14 protein-coding genes are annotated in these 20,276 nt (G+C 58.3%); 12 read left to right on the plus strand and 2 right to left on the minus strand.

Annotated features, from left to right (window positions below):
- Positions 1-63: 63 nt before the first annotated feature.
- The 8 genes from ACQKI2_RS00570 to ACQKI2_RS00605 all read left to right on the plus strand — a co-directional run bounded on the left by ACQKI2_RS00570 (position 64) and on the right by ACQKI2_RS00605 (position 11,271).
- The gene (locus ACQKI2_RS00570; RefSeq protein ID WP_427377798.1) at positions 64-801 is read left to right on the plus strand and encodes an ImuA family protein; all 738 of its coding nucleotides are present in this window, start codon (positions 64-66) and stop codon (positions 799-801) included.
- Positions 755-2,302, plus strand: a complete 1,548-nt coding sequence (locus ACQKI2_RS00575) for a Y-family DNA polymerase (RefSeq protein ID WP_427377799.1) — start codon at positions 755-757, stop codon at positions 2,300-2,302. Before ACQKI2_RS00570 ends, ACQKI2_RS00575 begins: the two co-directional genes overlap by 47 nt.
- On the plus strand, positions 2,299-5,559 hold the full coding sequence (locus ACQKI2_RS00580; RefSeq protein WP_427377800.1) for an error-prone DNA polymerase: 3,261 nt from the start codon (positions 2,299-2,301) through the stop codon (positions 5,557-5,559). The genes ACQKI2_RS00575 and ACQKI2_RS00580 overlap by 4 nt, the downstream gene beginning before the upstream one ends.
- Complete coding sequence (locus ACQKI2_RS00585) at positions 5,559-6,194, plus strand: 2'-5' RNA ligase family protein (protein WP_427377801.1); 636 nt, start codon at positions 5,559-5,561, stop codon at positions 6,192-6,194. The genes ACQKI2_RS00580 and ACQKI2_RS00585 overlap by 1 nt, the downstream gene beginning before the upstream one ends.
- 275 nt (positions 6,195-6,469) lie before the next feature.
- The gene (locus tag ACQKI2_RS00590) at positions 6,470-7,366 is read left to right on the plus strand and encodes an SGNH/GDSL hydrolase family protein (RefSeq protein WP_427377802.1); all 897 of its coding nucleotides are present in this window, start codon (positions 6,470-6,472) and stop codon (positions 7,364-7,366) included.
- 305 nt (positions 7,367-7,671) lie between these two features.
- The gene (locus ACQKI2_RS00595) at positions 7,672-8,724 is read left to right on the plus strand and encodes an SGNH/GDSL hydrolase family protein (protein ID WP_427377803.1); all 1,053 of its coding nucleotides are present in this window, start codon (positions 7,672-7,674) and stop codon (positions 8,722-8,724) included.
- Between the two features lie 235 nt (positions 8,725-8,959).
- A complete protein-coding gene (locus ACQKI2_RS00600; RefSeq protein ID WP_427378035.1) occupies positions 8,960-10,138 on the plus strand; it encodes an MFS transporter in 1,179 nt (392 codons plus the stop codon).
- A gap of 8 nt (positions 10,139-10,146) precedes the next feature.
- On the plus strand, positions 10,147-11,271 hold the full coding sequence (locus tag ACQKI2_RS00605) for a hypothetical protein (RefSeq protein WP_427377804.1): 1,125 nt from the start codon (positions 10,147-10,149) through the stop codon (positions 11,269-11,271).
- Positions 11,272-11,280: 9 nt separating this feature from the next.
- Here ACQKI2_RS00605 and ACQKI2_RS00610 read toward each other — a convergent pair whose 3' ends face one another.
- On the minus strand, positions 11,281-12,285 hold the full coding sequence (locus ACQKI2_RS00610) for a LacI family DNA-binding transcriptional regulator (RefSeq protein WP_427377805.1): 1,005 nt from the start codon (positions 12,283-12,285) through the stop codon (positions 11,281-11,283).
- Between the two features lie 405 nt (positions 12,286-12,690).
- On the opposite strand from ACQKI2_RS00610, the gene ACQKI2_RS00615 reads away from it, so the two are divergent.
- From ACQKI2_RS00615 to ACQKI2_RS00625, 3 genes are all read left to right on the plus strand, one after another.
- Complete coding sequence (locus tag ACQKI2_RS00615) at positions 12,691-13,785, plus strand: alpha/beta hydrolase (protein WP_427377806.1); 1,095 nt, start codon at positions 12,691-12,693, stop codon at positions 13,783-13,785.
- A gap of 46 nt (positions 13,786-13,831) precedes the next feature.
- Positions 13,832-14,980: an alpha/beta hydrolase fold domain-containing protein gene (locus ACQKI2_RS00620; RefSeq protein WP_427377807.1), complete on the plus strand. Its 1,149-nt coding sequence runs from the start codon at positions 13,832-13,834 to the stop codon at positions 14,978-14,980.
- Between the two features lie 115 nt (positions 14,981-15,095).
- Positions 15,096-15,992 carry an ROK family protein gene (locus tag ACQKI2_RS00625; RefSeq protein WP_427377808.1) on the plus strand — a complete coding sequence of 299 codons (897 nt, stop codon included), beginning with the start codon at positions 15,096-15,098 and terminating at the stop codon, positions 15,990-15,992.
- Positions 15,993-16,092: 100 nt separating this feature from the next.
- Here ACQKI2_RS00625 and ACQKI2_RS00630 read toward each other — a convergent pair whose 3' ends face one another.
- Positions 16,093-17,478: a neutral/alkaline non-lysosomal ceramidase N-terminal domain-containing protein gene (locus ACQKI2_RS00630; RefSeq protein WP_427377809.1), complete on the minus strand. Its 1,386-nt coding sequence runs from the start codon at positions 17,476-17,478 to the stop codon at positions 16,093-16,095.
- Positions 17,479-17,840: 362 nt separating this feature from the next.
- Between ACQKI2_RS00630 and ACQKI2_RS00635 the strand changes: the two genes are divergently transcribed.
- Positions 17,841-19,949, plus strand: a complete 2,109-nt coding sequence (locus ACQKI2_RS00635; protein WP_427377810.1) for a TonB-dependent receptor — start codon at positions 17,841-17,843, stop codon at positions 19,947-19,949.
- Positions 19,950-20,276: the final 327 nt, after the last annotated feature.

A 20,276-nucleotide genomic window follows, 5' to 3' on the forward strand; every position in this document is an offset into this window, starting at 1 on the left:
ACCCCTCCAGCTTTTAGTGGGCAAGGATATTGACTCACACCCAAAAGAACAAAATAAGAACATATGGATCTTGCCACGCTCATATCCAAAGGCCTGGTTGGCCCTCTTACTGCCCCGCCGGCGCGGGAGGCGGAGTTTCCTTTTGGGCTGGGCAGACACGGGCTGCATGAAATAGCCGAGGCCGCCTATGGAGACCGCGCCGCCACAACCGGCTTTCTGCTGGCCGCAGCCCCCCGCCCCTCGCGCAGGACTATCCTGCTATGGGTGACCCAGGCCAGCAGCGCGCGTGACATGGGCCGAGTTCCCGAGGCGGCTCTGCGGGAAGCCACCGGCGGCAAGGCCCGGCGGCTTGGCATTGTAACCCGCCATACCAGCGATGCACTCTGGGCGATCGAGGAGGCGATTGTGTCCGGTGTCGTAAGCCATGTGATCGCGGAAGTGGACAGCGCAGACTTCACCGCAACCCGGCGCCTGACCCTTGCCTCCGAACGCCACGGTGTACCGGTTACACTGCTTCTGCCGCACACCTGCGAAGGGGCGACAGCCGCCGCCACTCGCTGGCGTGTCTGCCCTCAACCCTCAGCCCCCAACCGCTACGACCCGCGCGCACCCGGGCATGCCCGCTGGCGTGTCCATCTCGAACGCTGCCGCGCCGCTCCCGCCTTGGTGGGACAGGCATTTGATCTGGAATGGAATGATGAGACGCTATCTCTCCATATGGTTCCCGGAATGGTCACTGGATCGCCTGCGCCGGATGAGGCGACGCCCCATCACGTCTTCCCAAACCGGAGAGCCGGCTAGGCTGCGTCCATTCATCCTGCATGAGAAATCTCCTCACGGACTTGTTGTGGCCGCCGCCAATCACGCGGCACTTGCAAGTGGTATTCATCCTGGCCTGCGTTTTACAGATGCCCGCGCCACCCTGCCCGATATTGCTGCCGAAGAGATTGACCGGGAGGGCGACGGAAAAGCCCTCGCCGCGCTGGCCGCCTGGATGGTTCGTTTCTCTCCCTTGGTCGCGATTGAGGGGGAAGACGGGCTGATCCTGGAGATCACCGGTTGCGACCATCTGTTCGGGGGTGAGAGGAAAATGGCAGACGTGCTTTCCGTCCGGCTCACGCGGACAGGATATAGTCACCGGATCGGGATCGCCGGAACCCTCGGCGGGGCCTGGGCCCTGGCGCACGCCGCAGCCGAAGAGGGGCAACCGGCCCTTCTTTCCAGCGGCGCGGAACGTGAAGGGCTGGCCCCCCTCCCCACAAGTGCCCTGCGCATTTCTGGCGCTGCGATTACGCTGCTGCGCCGGTTTGGTCTGACGCGCATCGGGCAGCTCTATGATATCGACCGCAAGGCACTCACGCGCCGTTTCAATTCGCGGCAGGCGGCAGATGCCCTTACGCTCCGTCTGGATCAGGCGCTTGGTCTCCGCTCAGAACCTTTTATTCCATTTCGTCCGGCACCGGATCATTTCTCAAGACTTGCCTGCCCCGAGCCGCTGACAAATGCAGCGGGGATAGATGCCGGTCTGACAAAGCTTACCGAAGAGCTTTGCAGCTACTTGTCCGCTGATGGTCTTGGCGCACAATCCTTTCTGTTTCAGGCATTCCGCTCTGACGGAGAAATGAGCTCCATACGGGTCAATGCAGCCCGCCCCGTACGCTCGGCGGAACATATCCTGCGGCTTTTCGGCGAAAAAACATGCCGGATTGATCCCGGATTTGGAATCGATCTTCTGCTTCTGGAGGCTTCCAGAACCAGCCCCATGACGGCAGGTAGCCGTCCCCTCTCGGGCGATCTTTCCGGAACCGACCTCGACGAGGAAGCGCTCTCGGCGCTTGCTGATCGCATCAACGCCCGTATTGGCGAAGGCACTGTCACCATTACGCTGCCAGAAGCACGGTATCCTGTTCTGATGGCGGAAAAGACCGTGCCCTTTGCAGGACAGGATATGGAGGGGGTTTCACCGCCTGATAACCTGCCCGGCCTGCGCCCGGCACGCCTGTTTGCGCAGCCTGAACGGGTAGAGGTGATTGCGGAAGTTCCGGATGGGCCGCCTCTTCGCTTTGTCTGGCGGCGCAAGGTCCGGCGGGTTGTCCGCGCCGATGGGCCAGAACGTATTGCGCCGGAATGGTGGGCCTATTTACCGGCACAGGCCGGCACCGCTTCCGCCCTGCCGCGAACCCGGGACTATTACCGTGTGGAGGATGAAGACGGCCGGCGATACTGGGTCTACCGGGATGGGCTTTATGGTGATGGCCGCGGTGAAACGCCAGACTGGTTCGTTCAGGGACTATTTGCATGAGCGAATATGCCGAACTGGCCGTAACAACGAACTTCTCCTTTCTGCGGGGCGCCAGCCATGCGCATGAGTTGATTGCGCGCGCAGCCGAACTGAACCTTGCCGCAGTTGGCGTGGCCGACAGGAATACCTTGGCCGGCGTTGTGCGCGCCCATGTGGCGGCGCAGGAAGTCGGGCTGCGGCTCTTGGTAGGGGCGCGCCTGGTGCTGGAAGATGGCCCTGAAATCCTTGCATACCCAATGGACCGAGCAGCCTATGGCCGCCTTTCGCGCCTGCTGTCGGAGGGCAAATTCCGGGCGCCGAAGGGCGATTGTCACATCACGGTCGCGGATATCCTGAAGGCCAGCGAAGGGATGATCCTGATTGTCATGCCGCCAGATATTCCCTCTACAGATTTTCTGCTTATGCTCGAGAAAATTGCCGGGTCCGCACCGGGACGAACATATCTGGCAGCGCGCTATACCTATACCGGCCGCAATTATGAGCGCCTCTCTCGTTTGGCACAAATTGCAAACCAGACTGGCGCACGGATGCTTGCCACAAATGATGTGCTTTATCATGTGCCGGAAAGACGCCCCCTGCAGGATGTCCTGACCTGCATTCGCGAACACCACACGGTCGAAACGGCGGGCTTTTTGCTTGAGGCGAACGGAGAGCGGCATATCAAGGATCCTGCGGAGATGGTTCGTCTGTTCAAGGGGTTTGAGCATGCAATTGCGCGCTCAATCGAAGTTCTTGAGCGCTGCCGGTTTAGCCTGGACGAGCTTTCCTATGAATATCCTGATGAGCCAGTTCCGCCCGGCTCCTCACCGCAGGAACACCTGGAACGTCTCACCCGGGAAGGCGCGAAGGGGCGCTATCCCGAGGGTGTTCCGGAAAAGGTTGCGAGCCAGATCCGCAGTGAGCTGGATATCATCAGCCAGCTTTCCTATGCGCCATATTTCCTGACAGTAAACGATATCGTCCGCTGGGCGCGTAATCAGGGAATTCTCTGCCAGGGACGTGGCTCGGCAGCCAATTCCGCGGTCTGTTATTGCCTGGGCATTACCAGCGTCGATCCGACAATGACCAAGCTCCTCTTCGAGCGCTTTCTTTCTCCCGAAAGGAAGGAACCACCGGACATTGATGTGGATTTCGAGCATGAACGCAGGGAGGAAGTCATTCAGTATGTCTACGAACGATATGGCCGTCATCGCGCGGCACTGACGGCCACCGTCATTTCCTATCGTTCGCGATCCGCCATCCGGGAAGTCTGCAAAGCGCTGGGACTTAGCGATGATATTTCATCTGCCCTTGCAAATGGAGTCTGGGGCAGTTGGAGTGATACTCTGCCCGACACGCGCATTGCTGAAGCCGGACTGGATCCAGGCAACCCTCTGATCCGGCGCGCGGTTCAATTGGCGCGTCAGCTGCTCGGTTTTCCCCGGCACCTTTCACAGCATGTTGGCGGATTTGTTCTGACACGCGGCCCTTTGATCGAGACCGTCCCGATCGGCAATGCGGCCATGAAAGACCGTACATTCATCGAATGGAACAAGGACGATATCGACGCTCTCGGGATCATGAAGGTGGATGTGCTCGCCCTCGGCATGTTGACCTGTATCCGCAAGGCATTCGGCCTTCTGGAAACGCACAAGGGCATCACGCACTCGCTCGCCAGTATCGAACAGGGTGACGAAGCGACTTATGACATGCTGTGCAAGGGAGACAGTATAGGCGTATTCCAGGTGGAAAGCCGCGCCCAGATGGCGATGCTTCCGCGGCTGAAACCGCGCACTTACTATGATCTGGTAATTGAGGTCGCCATCGTGCGGCCGGGGCCCATACAGGGCAACATGGTGCATCCTTATCTGCGCCGCCGCAAGGGAGTTGAAACCGTCACCTATCCAAGCCCCGCTCCAGACAAGGGACCGGCGGATGAACTTCAGTCGATCCTCAGCCGGACATTGGGGGTCCCCCTGTTCCAGGAGCAGGCGATGCAAATCGCCATTGATGCGGCAAAGTTCACACCAGATGAAGCCAATGGGTTGCGGCGGGCGATGGCAACTTTCCGGAATGTTGGAACCATACATCAGTACGAGGAAAAGCTTGTCTCCAAGCTCATTGACCGGGGATATGACCCGGTTTTTGCAAAATCATGCTTCGAGCAGATCAAGGGGTTTGGGGAATATGGATTCCCGGAAAGTCATGCGGCCTCCTTCGCCTTGCTGGTCTATGTTTCCTCCTGGATAAAATGTCACCACCCGGACGTTTTCTGCGTGGCCCTGCTCAACAGTCAGCCAATGGGATTCTACGCACCGGCGCAGATCGTTCGAGACGCGCAGGAACATGGGGTTGAGGTACGCCCTGTAGATGTGAATTACTCCGATTGGGACAACACCCTTGAGCCCACGGAAAACTGCAGCGGCGTTTTTGCCGTGCGCCTTGGTTTCCGTCAGGTGGACGGGCTCAGCCAGGCTGATATGGAGCGTCTGATGATGTGCCGGGGGGCAGGCTACGCAACGCCTGAGGAACTGATGCTGCGCGCCCGCCTGCCCAGATCAGTTGCAGAACGGCTGGCGGCGGCTGATGCTTTTGGCTCGATGGGGCTTTCCCGCCGCGCAGCCTTATGGAAAGTGCGGGGTGAGCCTTCCCAGCATGGCCTTCCCCTCTTCACCGCCGCGCATCTTGCCGAACAAGGCCCCGAAGTGGCGGTAGAGCTACCCCGGATGCCGCCTTCAGAGCATGTTATTCAAGATTATCAGACCACCCGGCTGTCTCTAAAAAACCATCCGATGCACTTCCTGCGCCCCTTGCATCAGCAGCGGGGCATCCTCAGCACAAAGGCCGCAACCTCTCTTCCCAGTGGGCGCCGGGTGGAAACATCCGGTATCGTGCTGGTGCGTCAACGGCCAGGCACTGCAAGCGGCGTTGTGTTTGTCACCCTGGAGGACGAAACCGGAATTGCCAATCTGGTTGTTTGGCCACGGGTGATGGAACGGTTTCGTGCAGTGGTCATGCGTTCACGGATTATCCATGTGAAAGGACGGGTTCAGACAGCTGACAATGTAACCCATATTGTTGCCGAGCAGTTGATCGATTGCACAGGTGAACTGACCCTCCTCTCAGAAGATACCTTGCGCGATCCGCTGAAGGGTGTGCTCGCGCGGCCGGATGAAGTGGCCCGCCCAATCGTGGAACGCAAAGGGCCGCCCCAAAGAACAGCAGGCGTTCATCCGCGCGATGTCCGTGTGATCCCGCGCAGCCGGGACTTTCACTGATGTTGAAAGGCCTGCCTGAAATTCAGCCTGCCCAATGGAGAAGCAGCATGTCAGGCGCCTCTAACTTTCATCCACCGCCGGATGTCGCAGTCCGGGAGCACAATCTTTTCTTCGCCGTCATGGCGCCGCCATGCGCACATCCGTTCCTGGCAGAAAAAAGCGCCCAATTCCGGGGCCGGTATGCAATGCGAGGCGCGCCGATCACGCCTGACCGCTGGCACATCTCGCTGCACCATATTTTCAGGGGACCGCTCCTCCCCCCCAAGGTGATCGAGTCATCAACGATCATAGGCAAAGCATTGCGGTTCGAACAATTCGAACTCAAACTCGGCAGGGTCATGAGTTATCAGAACCACAGAAGAAAGAAGCCCTTCGTTGTATGCACACATCAGCCATCGACGCATATGGATCGTCTTGCCAGGCTCATGGGCGAAGCTTTTATCGTCCTTTCAGGAACGCCTCCACGCGCTGCCCGCAGGATCAGTCCTCATATTACGCTGGCATGGGACAGGGTGATTGTCCCCCCGCAGGCGATTGATCCCATTACGATACCAGTCACGGAAATCGCGCTTATCCATAGCCATGTCGGTCATTCGCGATACGAATTTCTGGGGCGTTGGGCATTGGTTCCCTGACGGGTTCGCCGTCATCGCGAACAAAGGTCCTCCACTTCAATCCCAAGAGATTGCCCCAACGGCACCCCGCCACTGAATCACACCTCATCAAGCCAAGCACACCGTTGGCGTATGGGGGTATTGAATCTTCGCCACGACCAGAATACAAACGTTTGCGTAATAATGAGGTCAGGCGGTTTGGTGCGTTTCTGTTCGGCGCACCCATCCTCCGAGCACTCTGGATAAAATAAGCTGCGCAACGCAGCGCATGCCGGGAGGAACTGGAATTGGTTGCCATGCACAAACACCTTTCGGCGTTGCGCAATCCGAATGCTGCCCGCAGCCTCGCCCTACTCGCCACATTCGCCGCCCTTGCGGGGCTGGCAGGCATCTGCGAAAGTGCGCCGAACGCGCAGCCCGCAGAGGACCAGCAGATATGCGCACAGCTGAACCCTGACGCTCGCGCGTTCCTGGACGAGCTGATCCTTGACATGCTCGATCCCGAAAGTGACTTCAGCCACCTTCATTATCTGGGCGAACCCGAAATGAAGGAGATTCAGTCTCTCGATATGGATCGCCGGAAAAATGACTGGGGCAATCTCTGTCAGTACAAAAATGATAATCTGACCCTCATGGCGGGGCCAGCGCCAAAGGTCGTCTTTCTTGGAGATTCTATTACTGAATTCTGGAGCATTGGCGATCCGGATCTGTTTGAACAAGGTCTCATCAACCGCGGCATCAGCGGCCAGACTTCTTCGCAGATGCTGGTCCGGTTCTGGCAGGATGTCATCCGGTTGAAACCGGAAGTGGTCCACATCATGGCCGGCACCAACGATCTGGCAGAGAACACTGGATATGTCAGCGATGAGGATTTCAAGGGTAATATCGAGGCAATGGTCACTCTGGCGCACAGCCATGGAATTGGTGTGATCCTGGCAAGCATACCGCCCGCAGGATCCTTCGGCTGGCGCCCGGACGTCAATCCACCCGAAAGAATTTCATCTCTGAATCAATGGATTAAAGAGTACGCTGTACAAAAAGGCCTAGTTTTTGTGGATTACCATAGCCTGCTGACGGACGACGGCGCAAAAATGTCCGCAGACCTCACGCATGACGGGGTTCACCCGCATCGGGAGGGATATGCCCGCATGCACGAAGCTGCCCTGCAGGCAATTGCCAAAGCGCGGAAGTAAACTCTGCCGCTCTCCGTAAAGCTGACCTACTCATCCGTTCACGTCTCATCTGGGAGAAGCAAATGTCCGCCCTTGTTATACGTCCCGGCAGTGCTCCTCATTGGTTGTCGGGCTTGCTGGGAGGCGCGGCGCTTTTGCTGGCCGCCTGCCAGACCGCGCCACCCCCGCAAACGCCCACCGAGAACCAGCGCTCAGGGCAAAACTGGGTGGCGACCTGGGCCAGCAGCCCCTCGCTTCCTCTCGCTGCTGAAGCTGCACCGCCCGGAATGCGCCCTGTCCTTTTGGAGGGAACCGTTCGCCAGGAAATGAGGGTTAGCGCTGGCGGAGAGCGTGTCCGCATCGTTCTGGATGCTGGATTGAGTGTCTCCCGGGTATCCATTGGCGCCGCGACCATTGCCCTGGTCAAAGACGGCCGGATAGACACTGCAAGCCTGCAACACCTTACCTTCTCCGGGGCACCGGACGGGCTTGTCCTCGCCGCAGGCGCCCCGCTCTGGAGCGATCCGGTAGCGTTCTCCATTCCGGATGGCGGCGTTGTCTCGGTCAGTTTGTATCTTCCAGAGCCGGTTCAGGTTCCTCAGGCGGACCCACAACTGATTGTCGAGGTGGCGCCCGGCGGCGACCAGACGGCTGCTGCGGAACTGACAGACAGCAGACGTGTGGTGGCCCGGCCGTTGTTGACAACGATCCATGTGGACAATCCTGAGATAGACCGCGTCATTGTCGCTTTCGGCGACTCAATCACCGATGGAACCGGAAGCCGGGATCCTCTGATGCGCGGCTGGCCGGATTACCTGGCCGAGCGGATGCGGGCTGAGGGTATGGATAACGTCGCCATCATCAACCACGGCATCGGTGGAAACCGCCTTCTCCAAGACAGCGTCGGCCAGAGCGCGCTTGCAAGACTTGATCGCGATGTGCTGGCGATGCCGGGCGTCACGGACCTGATCCTTCTGGAGGGCATCAACGATCTTGGACTGAGCGGCCTCACCCTGCCGGGAATGAGCGAGCCCTTCCCTCCTCTGAGCGCGAACGATATTATTGCGTCTTATACGCAGATCATACAGCGCGCCCACGCCAGAGGTGTCCGAGTAATCGGGGCAACCCTGACGCCGGACCTCGGGTCGCCGTTTCCCGGCTACGCTACAGAGGAAAAGGATGTGATCCGCAATGAGATCAATGAATGGATCCGCAATAGCGGCGCCTTTGACGCTGTCATCGATTTCGACGCTGCGGTGCGTGATCCTGAGAACCCCGCTTATCTGTCGGAAGCCTATGACGCGGGAGACCGCATTCACCCCTCGGATGCCGGCTACAAAGCCATGGCGGCCGCGATAGACCTTGATCTCTTTCGCTAGAGCCTTGGGCTTAAAGGACCAAAGCTCCTCCACACGCCGGCAGCAAAAAAGCGTTATTTTGAAGAATGGCTGCAGAATATGGACAGCCAAGTCCGGAAAATATTTGCAATCGATTGTACTGCATCTACCATCAGATGAAGGCGAGGATCCAAGAATGACTGTCTCCAACAGCTCTGCAGCAGCCATAGACCGGCCGGCAAGCCGCTACGGATTGGTCACTGGCCTGACCTACGCCATGTTCTTCATGTTCGCGATGACAACCGATGCAGTCGGCGAAATCATCAGCATAGCTAAAGTCGAGCTAAGCCTGTCGAACACTCAGGCCAGCCTGTTCCATTGGGCCACGATGGTGGGCATTGCGCTCAGCGGAATTCTGCTTGGGTTCCTCGCAGATTTTCTCGGCCGGAAGAACGCGATTGTTCTGGGCCTGGCCGTCTACGGAATTTCGTCTGCCGTATTTTTCAGTTCCAGTTCCTTCTCGTTCTATTTGGCGCTGCTGTTTGCAGGTGGCCTGGCGATCGGCATCTTCAAAACAGCCATCCTCGCGCTCATCGGCGACATCTCCGCCTCCACAAGCGACCACACCCGCCGCATGAATGCGTGCGAAGGTTTTTTCGCCATCGGCGCGATTGTTGGCCCACTGACCGTCGTTACACTTGATTCTGCAGGGCTGTCCTGGCGGTGGCTCTATCTGCTGGCTGCCGCCATGTGCGGGGTCATGATCCTCGCCTCCCTGCGAACCCGCTTTCCCGCCCCCGTCCGCCAAGTGGAAACCCCAAAGGCGGATATGCTGAGCGCGGTTCGATTGATGGGTAACCGCCACGCCATGGGCTTCTCCCTGGCTATCGCTTTGTATGTCGCGTGCGAGGTCGCCATCTTCGTTTGGGCACCGACATTGTTTTCCGGTTACACGGGAACGCCGTTGGCGATGGCGGTCGCAGCCTATGCGGTCATGATTTTCTTTGTTCTACGGGCTGTGGGCCGCTTTCTCGCGCTGTGGATTCTTCAGATTTTTGACTGGAAGGTCGTCATGGCGGCATTCACAGGCGCCATCTTCATCTGCTTCCTGCTCAGCACACTGTTTGGAAGAGATGTGGCTGTTTTCGCTTTGCCGCTCTCGGGGCTTTTCATGTCGATGATCTACCCCACCTTCAATTCGAAAGGTATCAGCTGCCTGCCCAAGGCCAAACACGGCGCGGCCGCGGGCCTCATCCTTTTCTTCACCGCCGTCTCTGCCGCCTTCGCCCCTCTTCTCATGGGATATGTGAGCGACGTTGCCGGAAATGGCGACATGGCGGTTGGCTTCCACCTGGCTACCGTGTTCGCGGCGCTTCTCTTTGCCTTGGCACTCTACAATTTGATCGCAGATCCAGCTGGCGGCGCTTTGGCCAATGCTGACTCCAGCGACTACTGAGTATCAGAATGACTCTTCAAAAACCGGTTCCGGTTCCTCCGCCGTCCTCCCTTCTCTTTGAAAACGGTATTTCGCATCCAGACCTCTGGCTGTGGGACTCGTGGACAGCGGAAGCAGGCGGGGTAACTCATCTGTATTGCCTCGCCCTGAGCCGCAAAGATACGCAAGGCAGGCCGGTTCTTCCCGAAGACCGCAATGACTATCCCTTCCATATACGGCATTTTTCATCCAATGATGCGGGGCGCGTCTGGCAGGATCACGGCGCCTATCTATCCCCACAGACGATTGGAGATGGCGCATTCGCCCGCAACGTCTGGAGCGGCGGAATGCTTGCACGCGGAGAAGATAATTGGGTGTGCGGCTTCACCGGATTGCGGGAAGCGGGGAAGGACAGACCCTTCCTGCAAACGATTTGCCTTGGTTACTCACATAGCGGGTTCCGGCTCGATACACCGCCGGAAACAGCCCTATCCTGCCCCGTGCGCGACTATGACAGCATCCGGTCTGCAGGATATTATCTGTCTACGAAGGATAGGCTGGGCCATAAGGACGGCGAAGAGGGCGGCCCCATTCTCGCCTGGCGCGATCCCTTCATTGTTGCTGGTCCCGCCGGCACCCTGGAGGTTTTCTGGTCTGCAAAGGCATCATCAGCCCAAGGCGCGGTAGCTCACGCGACCGTGAGGCAGAAAGGCGGCAGCTTTCAGATTGAGGCGCTTCACCCCCCAATCCTCCTGCCCGATGCAGACTCTTTCACGCAGGCCGAAGTGCCCAAACTTCACTACGATCAGACGAGCTCAACCTGGTTCATGGTGATCTCCGCATGCGATCGGATCAATGAGAGCCAGCCCGCAGAAGAAGTGACAAAAGTTCTACGCCTGTACAAGTCCAGTTCGATGAGAGGCCCATGGGTCAGCGCGTTTGAACGTGAAGGCTCCCTCGTCCCGGGAACAGAGCATCTCTTTGGCGCCAGCTTCCTGACCAGCGCTTGTTCCAGCAACAGCATCACCCTGATTGCGCCCTATACGGAATATGCCTCACCGGACAGGCAGCTGACCTTTGCCCCCCCAGTGTCGGTCAGGATCGGCGGCGCCAGTGTGACACCCCGGGAAGCCACGGAGCAAGGTTCTCATTGATCGGCGCGATCAGGTGGAATGACGAATGATCAGTTCTGTTTTGGTGAAGCAGGAATGGGCCGTTCCGCCCTCCAGCTTTGCCAGCAGGAGTTCCACCAACATACGCCCGCCCTCGGCAATGTTCTGGGAAACGGTCGTAAGAGGCGGTGTCATCATGGATGACTGCCCGATATTGTCATAGCCCACGACTTTCACATCCTCGGGAATGTTGAGCCCCTCAGCCACCAGGGCATGCATGGCAGAATTTGCAAGAATGTCCGAACTGGCAAAAATGCCATCTATCCGGTTGCCCGCGCGCAGAAACTCCAGAACCTGATCATACGTTGTGCGCCCACCGAAGTTCATGCGCAGCAGATATGACCGGTCATGAGCAACTCCCGCCTCCTGGTGCGCCTTCTTGAACCCATCATAGCGAAGCTTCACTTCTGGCAGCCCGGGATCGCCGAGAAAGAGGATGTTTCTGGCCCCCCGGCTGAAAAGATGGGACGCTGCGATATACCCGCCTTTGGCGTTGTCACTGCCGACCGTGGTGTACTTGGCGCCCTTCATCCGCGCGCCCCAGACAACGAAGTTGGCATTTCGCGCGGCGAGATCGTTGAGGTGGGCGGCTCTTGCTGCCTGGCCAATAACGATAATCCCGTCGGCCCGGCCAGTATTGAGCAGGCGCTGTTCGGCGGCGTGGCTCGCTTCGCGCGGAACACTCACCACCAAATCATAACCAAGCTCTGCAGCGGCCTGCGAGACACCGCCCACCATTTCCAGAAAGAAGGGATCGGACATCGTCTGATCCGTTTCCGGGTTTAGCGGTATAACCATTCCCAGGGCGCGGGCCGACTTGCGCCGCAGGCTGCTTGCCGGCGCGTTGACAGCATACCCGACTTCGCTGGCAATCCTCTGGATCCTCTTGCGAGTACTTTCCTTGACCACCGGACTGTCGCTCAATGCGCGCGAAACGGTCGAAATATCGACGCGCGCAATCTTCGCCAGCTCTACCATTGTGATCTTTTTGTTCATTTCGGGTCCCTGAAAACCAAGATATGCAATGAACCTGCCATCTGCCATGGCGTCAGGCCTCCCTGCATCCGCAACAGATGCATAATTGGCTGATGCCATTAGCGTTAAACCCTGACGCCCGCCGTCAGCATAGGATATCCCGCTCAGTCCAGATCCGAATTTAGACACGATCCCGCTGAATGGCCAAGGGTCGATAGGATCAAGAACACTCCCGGCGGGGCCCAAAAAGCAGGGGCGAACAATATGAAATCATGAATACAAACGTTTGCACAAATGAAATTCTGATTGTAGTTTTTACCAGCATTCGAATGGGCGCCCCCGGCAGGCTTGGCGGGGATCAATCGGACGCGCCGCAAACAGAGATAAAACAACATAGGCTGGCAAACCGGCTGGGAGGGAGGAAACATGGCCGCACGTTTAACAAGAAGGCAGTTTGGAATCGCAGGTATTGGCGCCGCTGGTGCCCTCACTTTGGGGCCAGCGTCCTGCGCAGCCCTCGACCCAAAACCTGCCGTCCCTTCCCCGCTGCTGGCGCGAGATCCTCTCAGTCATGTGGATCCAGAATTACGCGGCATTGCTGCGCGCATGATGGAGAATGGGCCGCCGCCAAGCTACTCGGCTGAAAGTCTCAAATCGGCGCGCAATTTCGGAGCGGCATTCGCGCCTCCTCGCCTGCCGGACATTTCTGTATCTGAGGTATTTGCTCCCCTCCCGGGCGACGAGCCGGATGTGAAGCTCTTCGTTGTCAATGCCAAGCCGGGGGTCTCTCGCCCCGCTATTTTGCACTCACATGGCGGCGGGTACATACTTGGAAAGGCCGCATGGGAGGTGGGGCATCTGCAGGCACTCGCACGCGACCTCGACTGCGTGATTGTCAGTGTCGAATACAGGCTTGCACCGGAAACACGCTATCAGGGCTCGATCGAGGATAACTATGCCGGCCTCCTGTGGCTCTGCAAAAACGCGGAACCAATCGGCGCCGATCCCACCCGCATCGCGCTGCTTGGCGAAAGCGCTGGGGGAGGCCATTCAGCCCTGCTGGCGATCACCGCGCGCGACCGGGGAGAAGTTCCCGTTGCCTTCCAGGCGCTCGTCTATCCCATGCTGGATGATCGCACTGGCAGCACGCGCATGCCGCCCCCCTTTATCGGCGCCTTCGGCTGGGATGCTCCGTCCAACCGGTTCGGCTGGGAGGCGTTCCTGGGTCATCCCCCCGGCGGTGGAAGTGTGCCGGTTGGGGGTGTCCCGGCCCGCATTGAAAACCTGACGGGACTACCGCCAGCCTTCATCGGTGTGGGCGGGATTGATCTGTTTGTCAGCGAAGACATCGAGTATGGGCACAGGCTGATTGAGTCTGGCGTACCCGTTGAACTGGTCATCGTTCCCGGCGCTTTCCATGGCTTTGACAGGATTGCCGCAGACACGACCATCGCCAAACGCTTCACCAAGGCGAAGGTAAACGCTTTGCGCCGGGCATTTGGCCAACCGCAAGAGATATGAACTGAGCCTGTTTTCCATCCGCTCAAAGATAACATCGGAGGATCGAATGAAAGTCCTGTTCCAGGAACGTAACATGCCAGCGTGGCGCCTTCTGCGCCCGCTTTTGGCCTCGTGCGCTGGCCTGCTCGCAGCGTGTACGCACCAACCTCTCCCGGCGCCCCCGGAAACCACCACTCAGGTAAGTGTGGATCCAGACGGGCTGGTGCATGTCCCGGCGATGTCGGTTCCGGTGTCCGAATATCTCAGCCCGGAGGGCAAGGCATATCTCATTGACCACCTGCTCACGATGAAGAACCCGGAACTGCTGAAGGAAGTCGAGGGCATTGGTGGGCCGGCATTCCTCAAGGGATATATTGACCGGCAGAGAGAGCTCTTTGCCGTCCAGAAGTCCGAAACCGAAATCGGCGGTGTTCAAGTTTATGATTACACACCCTCAGAGGGCATCAAGCCGGAAAACCAAAATCGTGTGCTGATCAATTTGCATGGCGGCGGGTTCATAACCTGCTGGCCCGCCTGCGCCGAGGTGGAATCAATGCCCGTCTCCGCGCTGGGAGGCTACAGGGTTGTAGCTGTCAACTATCGTCAGGCACCGGAGCACAAGTTCCCTGCCGCCAGTGAAGATGTGGCCGCCGTCTACACAGAGCTGCTGAAAACCTATCCGGCAGAAAACATTGGCATCTTTGGCTGCTCGGCGGGCGGAATGCTGACCGGCATGTCGCTGGCCTGGTTTCAGAAGCATAACTTGCCGACGCCCGGCGCGGCCGGTATCTACTGCGCCGGATCGGCCGCGCCGGTCAACGGCTTTGGCGGCGACGCAAACTATACCGCCACGGCCATTGGGGAGGCACGCTTCATAGCCCCGCCGCGCCCAACCGCCAGCGCTTCCGATGCTCCAAAGCGTTCAATGATGCCCTATCTTTCGGAGGTTGACCCATACGACCCGCTCGTTGCCCCTGCTCACTACGATGAGATTCTGGCGGCATTCCCCCCGACACAGATCATTACCGGCACCCGGGGATTTGAACTCAGCTCAGCTGTCTACACCCACAGCAGGCTGGTGAAGCTGGGGGTAAAGGCAGATCTGCATGTCTGGGAAGGCATGTTTCACGGCTTTTACAGCAATCCGGACGTTCCCGAGTCCCAGGACGCCTACAAGGTGATGGTCGACTTCTTCGACGAGCACCTCGGAAAATAGTTGCCGGGCCGAGTTTGACAGAGTTCCGCCGGTTTTATGGACTTGGCGGGCTCTGCTCAGACATCGCTCTATGACATACAGCACGAGCTCTCCACCTTGGACGGGATGATACAGCATGGTCGCAGAAACACGCCTGGCCGCAATTGAACTTGGCGGAACAAAATCTATTGCGATTTTGGCGGACGGAAACACCGTGATCAGCCAGGTATCGTTTCCCACCACTACTCCGGAGGAAACGCTGCCCTGCCTGCGCGACCAACTGAAAAGCTGGCATGCCGAAAAGCCCTTCTCGGCAATCGGGATTGCATCCTTTGGTCCGGTCCAGCTACAGCGACAAGCGGATAATTTCGGCAGCATACTGAAAACCCCCAAACCATTCTGGACAAATGCCGATGTCGTTGGTCAACTCACGGGCCCGTTCGATTGTCCCTGGGCTATCGACACTGACGTAAACGGTGCGGCGCTCGCCGAGTATCGCTGGGGCGCGGGACAAGGCTGCACCAGCATCTGTTACATCACGATTGGTACTGGCGTCGGCGGCGGGCTGGTTATCAATGGTCAGCCGGTCCATGGCTTCATGCATCCAGAAATCGGGCATGTTCGCACACGCCGGTCTCCCAATGACTCGTTCGCGGGCGCCTGCCCTTTCCATGGGGATTGTATCGAAGGGCTTATTTCCGGTCCTGCCCTGGCGGCGCGTTTTGGCCGGCCGATGAGCGAAGTGGACGACGCAGATCCGCTCTGGATGCTTGTTGCCAACGATATCGCGGAACTGGTCTCCCTGCTCCTGCTGACCACATCGGCAGAGCGCGTATTGTTTGGTGGCGGCGTCAGTACCTCCCGGCCCTTTCTGCTTCCCCTGGCGCAGAAACGCGCCCATGAGCTCCTGGCAGGATATCTTCCTATTCCGCAAACGGAAGATTTGTTTTCAATCGTCCGGCCCGCGGGACTTGGCAGCCTGGCGGGACCTCTGGGCGCAGTTGCGCTGGCTCATTCCGCACTTGGTATATGAAGCAGAGCGCCAGCGATCCGCCGCTTATTGCAAGTTTTCAGAACTGCCGGACAGGATCAGACACTGCCCCCATCCGGCTTCCGGGACAGCGCGACATCGCTCAGTCGGCCGACGTCCCAGTGTCCTCGATCAGGTCGAGGAATCCATTGACGATTGCCGTTTCCGCACACCCTGGCTTTACCCGGGAAGAAACAACCTCAAAGGTGTTCTGAGCGAATGCCGCATCATTGGGGATGTACCCTGAGCGGGACATGCCATTGGTCAATGTCGCAACGATTGAGTTCTTGATAGGGGACTCCGCTTTGAACCGTTGGGCAATCATGGTGAAGATTTCCGCATCGATTCCCCCGATCACAGTGTCACCGATTCTCAGGAGGCTGAGTTTCATCACTACCGGGTCGGCGTCCTCGTAAACACCCGCATAGCCAGCGCGTCCTTTATCAAGCCGGTTACGCCCAGGGCAACTGACCGTCATCTGCGCCCCGGAAATCGCAGCCTGGGTCACCGGCCGCACCAGCCCGGAACGCAGAACATGGAGCACCTCTTCGCCGAGCATCTGGCCCAGTGTGGCGTTCATCTGCTTTTGTTGCTCCATCAGCATCGCTACTTTGGGATTTGACCTGTCCATCCCTTGCCCACCGGGAGGCATGGCGTTGCTGATATCCTCTCCGCGCGCGGCGAAATCTGCGATTCGGATTTCCCTGAGATCATAAGTCTGCTGGAAAAAGATTGGGTTCTGGTCGCCTGCAGCGCCATAGGAAAATACCGCAACGGCGTCTTCCCCCAGGGACTCCTCAATGTAACCGGATGCGGCGCCTGGAATATCACCACTGATCAGATCAAGGTTGCCCGTGATCACCGGATGCACCGCATAATTGTAGTACACCGCGATGGGGGCCCCATCGAGGGATTGAAAGCTCAGCACAGCGACAGTCTTGTCAGACGGGCCCTGATAGTTTGGCCCTTCCCACCAACGCCCCGTCTCCGGATCGATGATGTTTCTATTTACATTGATGTAGGAGACGCCCGTGCCCGAAGCCATTTTTGCGGGCCGAAGCGCGGCTACAGCCTCTTCGACGGCCTGATACAGTTGCTCCTCATAGCCCACGCTCCAGCCGAAAGGAACGCTATGCGTATGAGTCGCCGTCAGAATGACCTGGTTTGCCGGAATACCCAATTCTGCTTCAGCCTTGGTGGTAAGCCTCTGCCAGATCTCGTTCGGTATGGCGCCGGCGTCTACAGTCACCAGCGCCGCTCGTTGCGCGCCGTTCTCAAGTACAATCGCCCGGACATGAATGGGATCCAGAACGCCTGTGAATATCCCGGGAAGCTTGTCACCGGCTGGCGTGATATCGACCTTCGACGCACCGGCTTTTAATACGGCGTCCTGTGCGAGCGCCGCCGGTAGCGGCGAAACTCCTGCGGCGATAGCCATCGCGGCAACTGCGCTGCGCAGCGCAAAAACGCGTGAAGATATTTTGGTCAAAAGGGCCTCCCTGAGCGGAATTATTACAACCGTTTGCAAAACGCCTAAGGGCGTTACAACGACAACGCAAGTCAGAGACGGCGCTGCGGACCGTTTTGGGCTCTTGCTCCGGATAATCCGTTCCCTGATCCTGTGCCCGGCACTCCGCCCAATGCTGCACTGCGCCATAATATCCGCGGCTATGGCTTGGTACACGCATTCTTCCGGTACGTCGAAACATAAAAGAGCGGCCAGCCACCGGACATCAGTTGCAAATGCACCACTCGGGTCAGTTTATTTGCTGTTCCATCTTGGAATAGCTTGACGAGCGCGCTATGCAAACGTTTGTATAGTTCTGAGAAAATGACTTCTGGGAGGAAGTAATGCATCGTTTCCGCAACGCTTCAGCGATCTCGCTGATTCTCGCTCTTTCCGTCGCCGCCGGCACTGCCAACGCCCAAACGGACGAGTCCACATCAACAGACCAAGAATACGAACTCGGCACAGTTACCGTCACGGCCTCCAAAACCGGGGCGCAGGAGCTGCAATCCGTCCCCCTGGCCATCCAGGCGTTCTCCGGGGAGGAGATGAAGGTCCGCAACATCACCACGGTCGATGATCTGGTATCGACGGTTCCGGGTGCCTCTGAAGGTTTCCGCCAGTCGGTCAGTTCCCGAATCTACAATCTCCGCGGTGCCGTGAGCAGCAACGGTGATTCGCCGATCGGCTATTATCTCGACGACGTTCCTTTTGTGGTGCCGAATTTCGGTATTGCCCCGCCGGTGCGCTTCCTGGACATGGAACGCGTTGAAGTTCTGCGTGGCCCGCAAGGCACGCTTTACGGCCAGGGGTCTTCCGGCGGCGTCTTCATTTTCCACACCCGCGATCCCAACCTCGAGAAGGTTGAGTATTCTGCCGAAGCAGAAACCTCGCGGACGAGAGGCGCTGAAGATTACAATTATGGCCTGGCCGGCGCGCTCTCCGTGCCGATCATCAAGGACAAGCTCGCCATCCGCGTCAGCGGCGGCCATTCACGCAATCCGAGCTGGGCAGACGCCTATTACGGCCCGTATGATGGCACCCCGGACGAAGAAGATGTGAATGGCGCGAAGAACGACGATTATCGCATCGTCGCGATGTACAAGCCTGCCGACAACGTCACGCTTCGCGCGCAATACTGGAACTTCCAGCCGAGACAGGACTTCACTGGCTTTACGGCGTCAGTGAACCCGCCCTACTTCCAGAATACTGCCGGGCAAAAAGGCTTCAGCAACGGGGACTTCACCCTAATGAGCCTTACCGGCACGGTGGATTTCGACAAATTCTCTGTCACCAGCGCGACCAGCCATCTGGAAGGCGATTTCGGGATCAACATCCCGCTTTCTCCGGCCGGATCATTCTCCAGCCAGTTCGGCCCGAAGCTGTTCTCGCAGGAAGTTCGCGCAAACTCCAACGGTGGCGGCCCGCTGCACTGGCTTGTTGGCGCTGCCTATCAGGATGGCGAAGGCCCGCAGTTCAACACGCTGACGCTGCCGGTTGTCGTGATCAATGCAGACAACAATACAATTACCGAGAATTTCGCTGTGTTCGGTGAGGTCAGCTATGAACTGTTTGGGGGCAAAGTTGTGCCTCTGGTGGGCCTGCGGCAATACTACGACACCCGTACATTTGAAGACGCCACCGCATCGCTTCCGACCGAAGAGGAAGTGACCACCTGGCGGGTCAATATTTCCTATCTTCCTAATGACGATCTGACGATGTTCGTATCGGCAGCAACAGGCTTCCGTCCCGGCATCGTGCAATCGCGCGTACAGGTACAATCGCTTGAGGATGCGGGCATCCCGACCGATGTGGCTCTGGACCCGGAATCTTCCAAGAACTACGAGTTCGGCCTCAAATGGCGCAACCGTGAACTCGGTCTCAATTTTGGTCTGAACCTGTATCAGCTGGAGTACACCAATCTCCAGACGAACACACCCGGCGCAATTGCCGATGTGAACGGCTTCACCAATTTCGGCGACGCCACCACGAAGGGTATCGACCTGGAGATCCGTTGGGATACGCCCATTGAGGGGCTGAGCCTTGGCGCTGTGGGCAATTTCAACGACAGCAAATACGATACGGTAGACCCGGTGGTGCAGGCAGCCCTGCCAATGTTCCGGCCTGGTTCGCGTCTCGTGAACACGCTGGATCAGAACTACCGCTTCGACATCAACTACAACCGCGACCTCGGCAACGATATTACCGGCTTTGGCAATATCGGGTTCAGCCATTCGGGCGATCGCCTGCAGGCGAACGGATTGACCGCAAATCCCTATGACATCGTCAACATGACCCTGGGTCTGCGGTTTGAACGGTATGAATTTGCGATTGTTGGAAACAACCTTGGGGATGAACGTGGCCCGACATTCCTGGGCACCAATGGCCCCCTGTCCGGTTCCGGCCCAACGCCGCGCACGCTGGGCGTGCGGCTGCGGGTTCTTTCCGAATAACCAGCCGCAAATGGGTCTGCCTTCCTGAAATCGGAGGCAGACCCACGCGGACGGACACCTATCCCGCCAGCCCCCGCTGGCGGGATTTCTTTTTGGCTTCAGGTATGGTCAGACGATGGACAAATCCGGACAATTTCGGACAAAGCCGGACAATGCCCTGTCAAAACAGAGCTTCCACATAGACAGCGTGTGCCGCCAAAGGACGCTTTACACCGAAATACTCAGCAGCTGCTGGCGAACAGGAGCGGAACCAGGGTAAAGAAGGTTGCGAAGAGGCCAATCAGCGCTCCGGTACGAGGCAACCACCTCTCGCGATCGCTGCCAGCG

It is taken from the genome of Hyphomonas sp. NPDC076881 (genome assembly GCF_050269995.1).
Taxonomy (GTDB): Bacteria; Pseudomonadota; Alphaproteobacteria; order Caulobacterales; family Hyphomonadaceae; genus Hyphomonas.

Bases quoted from the DNA above. Each gene is read 5' to 3' on its own strand.
- ACQKI2_RS00605 (WP_427377804.1), top strand. From the start codon at position 10,147: ATGACTCTTCAAAAACCGGTTCCGGTTCCTCCGCCGTCCTCCCTTCTC.
- ACQKI2_RS00615 (WP_427377806.1), top strand. From the start codon at position 12,691: ATGGCCGCACGTTTAACAAGAAGGCAGTTTGGAATCGCAGGTATTGGC.
- ACQKI2_RS00590 (WP_427377802.1), top strand. From the start codon at position 6,470: ATGCACAAACACCTTTCGGCGTTGCGCAATCCGAATGCTGCCCGCAGC.
- ACQKI2_RS00570 (WP_427377798.1), top strand. From the start codon at position 64: ATGGATCTTGCCACGCTCATATCCAAAGGCCTGGTTGGCCCTCTTACT.
- ACQKI2_RS00635 (WP_427377810.1), top strand. From the start codon at position 17,841: ATGCATCGTTTCCGCAACGCTTCAGCGATCTCGCTGATTCTCGCTCTT.
- ACQKI2_RS00595 (WP_427377803.1), top strand. From the start codon at position 7,672: ATGAGGGTTAGCGCTGGCGGAGAGCGTGTCCGCATCGTTCTGGATGCT.
- ACQKI2_RS00610 (WP_427377805.1), bottom strand. From the start codon at position 12,285: ATGAACAAAAAGATCACAATGGTAGAGCTGGCGAAGATTGCGCGCGTC.
- ACQKI2_RS00575 (WP_427377799.1), top strand. From the start codon at position 755: ATGAGGCGACGCCCCATCACGTCTTCCCAAACCGGAGAGCCGGCTAGG.
- ACQKI2_RS00585 (WP_427377801.1), top strand. From the start codon at position 5,559: ATGTTGAAAGGCCTGCCTGAAATTCAGCCTGCCCAATGGAGAAGCAGC.
- ACQKI2_RS00600 (WP_427378035.1), top strand. From the start codon at position 8,960: ATGTTCTTCATGTTCGCGATGACAACCGATGCAGTCGGCGAAATCATC.
- ACQKI2_RS00625 (WP_427377808.1), top strand. From the start codon at position 15,096: ATGGTCGCAGAAACACGCCTGGCCGCAATTGAACTTGGCGGAACAAAA.
- ACQKI2_RS00580 (WP_427377800.1), top strand. From the start codon at position 2,299: ATGAGCGAATATGCCGAACTGGCCGTAACAACGAACTTCTCCTTTCTG.
- ACQKI2_RS00620 (WP_427377807.1), top strand. From the start codon at position 13,832: ATGAAAGTCCTGTTCCAGGAACGTAACATGCCAGCGTGGCGCCTTCTG.